This window comes from Pseudomonas sp. HMWF006, from assembly GCF_003061205.1.
Lineage (GTDB): Bacteria > Pseudomonadota > Gammaproteobacteria > Pseudomonadales > Pseudomonadaceae > Aquipseudomonas > Aquipseudomonas monsensis.
The window spans coordinates 3,627-9,209 of record NZ_QAIU01000479.1; the positions used below are offsets into that span (position 1 = coordinate 3,627).

At 61.5% G+C, this 5,583-nt stretch carries 5 protein-coding genes and 1 pseudogene; all 6 read left to right on the forward strand.

Features of this window, described 5'->3' with window-relative positions:
- Window positions 1-706 (forward strand): annotated as a pseudogene (ftsK, locus tag DBR24_RS33085) (DNA translocase FtsK); the annotation flags it as partial.
- Window positions 707-772: 66 nt separating this feature from the next.
- The gene (gene lolA / locus DBR24_RS20880; protein WP_123462488.1) at window positions 773-1,393 is read left to right on the forward strand and encodes an outer membrane lipoprotein chaperone LolA; all 621 of its coding nucleotides are present in this window, start codon (window positions 773-775) and stop codon (window positions 1,391-1,393) included.
- Window positions 1,394-1,613: 220 nt separating this feature from the next.
- Window positions 1,614-2,936: a replication-associated recombination protein A gene (locus tag DBR24_RS20885; RefSeq protein ID WP_128615705.1), complete on the forward strand. Its 1,323-nt coding sequence runs from the start codon at window positions 1,614-1,616 to the stop codon at window positions 2,934-2,936.
- Entirely contained in the window at window positions 2,936-3,310 is a 375-nt protein-coding gene (crcB, locus tag DBR24_RS20890) for a fluoride efflux transporter CrcB (RefSeq protein WP_123462490.1), read from the forward strand. The genes DBR24_RS20885 and crcB overlap by 1 nt, the downstream gene beginning before the upstream one ends.
- 15 nt (window positions 3,311-3,325) lie before the next feature.
- Window positions 3,326-4,606 (forward strand): serine--tRNA ligase, encoded by a 1,281-nt coding sequence (gene serS, locus DBR24_RS20895; protein ID WP_123462492.1) that lies wholly within the window; start codon window positions 3,326-3,328, stop codon window positions 4,604-4,606.
- Window positions 4,607-5,583 (forward strand): siroheme synthase CysG (cysG, locus tag DBR24_RS20900; protein WP_256591698.1); only part of this gene is annotated, 977 nt, incomplete at its 3' end.

The following is a 5,583-nucleotide window of genomic DNA, read 5'->3' on the forward strand; positions in this document are numbered from 1 at the left end:
CATTCACGATGAAGCGCCGCTGCTGCAGAAGCTGCCGACCATCGTCGTGGTGGTCGACGAATTCGCCGACATGATGATGATCGTCGGCAAGAAGGTCGAAGAACTGATCGCGCGTATCGCGCAGAAGGCCCGTGCGGCAGGTATTCACTTGATCCTCGCGACCCAGCGGCCGTCGGTGGACGTGATCACCGGTCTGATCAAGGCCAACATCCCGACCCGTATGGCGTTCCAGGTTTCGAGCAAGATCGACTCGCGGACCATCATCGACCAGGGCGGCGCCGAACAACTGCTCGGCCACGGTGACATGCTCTACATGCCACCGGGCACCAGCCTGCCGATCCGGGTTCACGGCGCATTCGTGTCCGACGATGAAGTCCACCGTGTCGTCGAAGCGTGGAAACTGCGTGGCGCACCGGAATACAACGATGACATCCTCAACGGTGTCGAAGAAGCAGGCAGCGGTTTTGAAGGCAGCAGCGGTGGCGGCGACGGCGATGATCCGGAAGCGGACGCACTGTACGACGAAGCCGTGCAGTTTGTGCTGGAAAGCCGTCGCGCCTCGATTTCCGCTGTACAGCGCAAGTTGAAGATCGGCTACAACCGTGCCGCGCGGATGATCGAAGCCATGGAAATGGCCGGCGTCGTCACCTCCATGAACACCAACGGTTCGCGTGAAGTGCTGGCCCCGGGCCCGGTACGCGACTGATCCCAGAAGCAAGAGGTGGCACAATGACGTGCCACCGCTCTCCCACGAGTATTCAAGAGGACTCCCATGCGTCTGATCCGCATGCTGTTGCCAGTACTGGCACTGACCACATTCACGGCCCACGCCGATGACAAGGACGTGGCTCGTCTGACCCAATTGCTGGAAACGTCCAAGACCCTGAGCGCGAACTTCTCGCAGCTGACCCTCGACGGCAGCGGCACGCAGTTGCAGGAAACCACCGGCGACATGACCCTGCAGCGTCCGGGCCTGTTCTACTGGCACACCAATGCGCCGGCCGAGCAAACCATGGTCTCCGACGGCAAGAAAGTCACCTTGTGGGACCCGGATCTGGAACAGGCGACGATCAAGAAGCTCGACGAGCGCCTGACCCAGACCCCGGCGTTGTTGTTGTCCGGTGATGTGTCGAAGATCAGCCAGAGTTTCGACATCACGGCGAAAGAGGCAGGCGGCGTGATCGACTTCACTCTGAAGCCGAAAACCAAGGACACGTTGTTCGACAACCTGCGCCTGTCGTTCCGCAACGGTCTGCTCAATGACATGCAACTGATCGACAGCGTCGGCCAGCGCACCAACATCCTGTTCACCGGGGTCAAGGCCAACGAGCCAGTGCCGGCCTCCAAGTTCAAGTTCGACATCCCCAAGGGTGCCGACGTGATCCAGGAATAAACCCCGGATCCTGAACTGGGCCTTTGTGGTTTGGAGCTTTTGTGGCGAGGGGATTTATCCCCGTTCGGCTGCGCAGCAGTCGCCAAAACCATTGCACTTGGTAGGCCTGATACAACGAAATTGCTGGTTTAAGGGCCGCTTCGCAGCCCAACGGGGATGAATCCCCGCGCCACAGGGTCACCCACAGAGTTCAGAAAATTCGAGGTTTCAACGCTACGTGATGGATCTGTTTCGCAGTGCACCGATTGCCCAGCCACTGGCCGCGCGTTTGCGCGCGACCAATCTGGATGAGTACGTCGGTCAGGAGCACGTGCTCGCTCGCGGCAAGCCTCTGCGTGAAGCGCTGGAGCAGGGTGCCCTGCATTCGATGATTTTCTGGGGCCCGCCTGGCGTGGGTAAAACCACCCTGGCGCGATTGCTCGCGGAAGTCTCGGACGCGCACTTCGAAACGGTCTCGGCGGTGCTTGCCGGGGTCAAGGAGATCCGTCAGGCGGTTGAAATCGCCAAGCAGCAGGCCGGTCAGTACGGCAAGCGCACGATTCTGTTCGTCGATGAAGTGCACCGGTTCAACAAGTCGCAGCAGGATGCGTTCCTGCCTTATGTTGAAGACGGCACACTGATCTTCATCGGCGCCACCACCGAAAACCCTTCGTTCGAACTGAACAACGCCTTGTTGTCGCGGGCCCGCGTCTATGTGCTGAAAAGCCTCGACGAAGCGGCGCTGCGCAAACTGGTGCATCGCGCACTCACCGAGGAGCGTGGGCTGGGCAAGCGCCACCTGACGCTCAACGATGAAGGCTTCCAGATGTTGCTGTCCGCCGCCGATGGCGACGGTCGACGGCTGCTCAACTTGCTGGAAAATGCCTCGGACCTCGCCGAAGACAACAGCGAGATCGGCACCGAACTGCTGCAAAGCCTGCTCGGCGACACCCGTCGGCGCTTCGACAAAGGCGGCGAAGCCTTTTACGACCAGATCTCCGCGTTGCACAAATCGGTGCGAGGTTCCAACCCCGACGGCGCGCTGTACTGGTTTGCGCGGATGATCGACGGCGGTTGTGATCCGCTGTACCTGGCCCGGCGCGTGGTGCGCATGGCCAGCGAAGACATCGGCAACGCCGACCCGCGTGCCCTCAGCCTGTGCCTGGCGGCGTGGGAAGTGCAGGAACGCCTCGGCAGCCCGGAAGGCGAACTGGCCGTGGCCCAGGCCATTACCTACCTGGCCTGCGCCCCGAAAAGCAATGCGGTGTACATGGGGTTCAAGACCGCCCTGCGCGCCGCCGCTGAAAACGGTTCGCTGGAAGTGCCGCTGCACCTGCGCAACGCGCCGACCAAACTGATGAAACAATTGGGCTACGGCGATGAGTATCGCTACGCCCACGATGAGCCGGACGCCTATGCCGCCGGCGAAGACTATTTCCCTGAGGAGCTTGAGCCGATCCCGTTCTACCAACCGGTGCCCCGAGGCCTGGAATTGAAGATCGGCGAGAAGCTCAACCACCTCGCTCAACTCGATCGTTTAAGCCCAAGACAGCGGAGAAAATAGTGCTTCCATTGATTGTTGCAGTCTCCGCCGGCGGGATTGCCGGCACCCTGTTGCGCTTCGCCACCGGCAATTGGGTCAATGCCAATTGGCCGCGGCACTTCTATACCGCGACGCTGGCCGTTAATATCGTGGGCTGTTTGCTGATTGGCGTGTTGTACGGCCTGTTTTTGATACGCCCGGAGGTGCCGATCGAGGTGCGCGCCGGGTTGATGGTCGGCTTCCTCGGGGGGCTGACGACTTTTTCATCCTTTTCACTGGATACGGTGCGCCTGCTGGAAAGCGGGCAAGTGCCGCTGGCCCTGGGCTATGCGGCACTCAGCGTATTCGGCGGGCTGCTCGCGACGTGGGCCGGCCTGTCCTTGACCAAACTTTGATAACGAGAAACCGACATGCTCGATTCCAAACTGTTACGTAGCAACCTTCAGGACGTAGCGGACCGCCTGGCTTCCCGTGGCTTTGCCCTGGATACCGCGCGCATCGAAGCGCTGGAAGAACAGCGCAAGACCGTCCAGACCCGCACCGAAGCACTGCAGGCTGAGCGTAACGCGCGTTCCAAATCCATCGGTCAGGCCAAGCAGCGCGGCGAAGACATCGCACCGTTGATGGCGGACGTCGAGCGCATGGCGGGCGAGCTGAGTGCCGGCAAGGTCGAGCTGGACGCGATCCAGACCGAACTGGACTCGATCCTGCTGGGTATCCCGAACCTGCCGCACGAATCGGTGCCGGTCGGCAAAGACGAAGACGACAACGTCGAAGTGCGCCGCTGGGGCACCCCGACCGCCTTCGACTTTGAAGTGAAAGACCACGTTGCCCTGGGCGAGAAGTTCGGCTGGCTCGACTTTGAAACGGCCGCCAAACTGTCCGGCGCGCGTTTCGCCCTGCTGCGCGGGCCGATCGCTCGTCTGCACCGCGCCCTGGCGCAATTCATGATCAACCTGCACGTCAACGAGCACGGCTACGAAGAGGCTTACACGCCTTATCTGGTTCAGGCTCCAGCGCTGCAAGGCACCGGGCAACTGCCGAAGTTCGAAGAGGACCTGTTCAAGATCGCTCGCGAAGGCGAGGCCGATTTGTACCTGATCCCGACCGCCGAAGTGTCGCTGACCAACATCGTGGCCGGTGAAATCGTCGACTCGAAGCAACTGCCGATCAAATTCGTCGCCCACACCCCGTGCTTCCGCAGCGAAGCCGGCGCATCGGGTCGCGACACTCGCGGCATGATCCGTCAGCACCAGTTCGACAAAGTCGAAATGGTCCAGATCGTCGAGCCGTCGACGTCGATGGAAGCGCTGGAAGGCCTGACTGCCAACGCCGAGAAAGTCCTGCAACTGCTGGGTCTGCCTTACCGCACTCTGGCGCTGTGCACCGGCGACATGGGCTTCAGTGCCGTGAAGACCTACGACCTGGAAGTGTGGATCCCGAGCCAGGACAAATACCGGGAAATTTCGTCGTGCTCCAACTGCGGTGACTTCCAGGCCCGCCGCATGCAGGCGCGTTTCCGCAACCCGGAAACCGGCAAGCCTGAGCTGGTGCACACTCTTAACGGCTCGGGTCTGGCTGTCGGTCGTACCCTGGTGGCCGTGCTGGAAAACTACCAGCAGGCTGACGGTTCGATCCGCGTACCGGATGTGCTGAAGCCGTACATGGGTGGCCTTGAGGTCATCGGCTAAATGAAATATCTGCCGCTGTTTCACAACCTGCGCGGCAGTCGTGTGTTGGTTGTCGGTGGGGGGGAAATTGCCTTGCGCAAATCCCGCCTGCTGGCCGATGCCGGTGCGCTGCTGCGGGTGGTCGCACCTGAAATCGAACCGCAACTGCGTGAACTGATCACCGCCTCGGGTGGTGATTGCCTGTTGCGCGGTTACGGCGAGGCGGATCTGGACGGTTGCGTGCTGATCATCGCCGCCACCGACGACGAGGCGCTCAATGCCCAAGTGTCCAGCGATGCCCATCGGCGCTGCGTACCGGTCAACGTGGTGGATGCGCCGCAATTGTGCAGCGTGATCTTCCCGGCGATCGTCGATCGTTCGCCGTTGATCATCGCAGTGTCCAGCGGCGGCGATGCGCCGGTACTGGCGCGGTTGATTCGCGCCAAGATCGAAACCTGGATTCCCTCGACCTACGGCCAGTTGGCCGGTCTGGCCGCGCGTTTCCGCAATCAGGTGAAGAACCTGTTTCCGGATGTGCAGCAACGTCGCGGTTTCTGGGAAGACGTGTTTCAGGGCCCGATTGCCGACCGGCAACTGGCCGGGCAGGGTGGCGAGGCCGAGCGTCTGCTGCAAGCCAAGATTGATGGCGAAGCGGACATCACCACCGGTGAAGTGTATCTGGTGGGTGCCGGGCCGGGCGATCCGGACCTGCTGACCTTCCGCGCCCTGCGTCTGATGCAGCAAGCCGATGTGGTGCTGTACGACCGTCTGGTAGCGCCGGCGATTCTTGAGCTGTGCCGTCGCGATGCCGAGCGGATCTACGTCGGCAAGCGTCGCGCCGATCACGCCGTGCCGCAGGATCAGATCAATCAGCAACTGGTCGATCTGGCCAAGGCCGGCAAGCGTGTGGTGCGGTTGAAGGGCGGTGATCCGTTCATCTTCGGCCGTGGCGGTGAAGAGATCGAAGAACTCGCGGCTCACGGTATTCCGTTCCAGGT

Bases quoted from the DNA above. Each gene is read 5' to 3' on its own strand.
- lolA (WP_123462488.1), top strand. From the start codon at position 773: ATGCGTCTGATCCGCATGCTGTTGCCAGTACTGGCACTGACCACATTC.
- DBR24_RS20885 (WP_128615705.1), top strand. From the start codon at position 1,614: ATGGATCTGTTTCGCAGTGCACCGATTGCCCAGCCACTGGCCGCGCGT.
- serS (WP_123462492.1), top strand. From the start codon at position 3,326: ATGCTCGATTCCAAACTGTTACGTAGCAACCTTCAGGACGTAGCGGAC.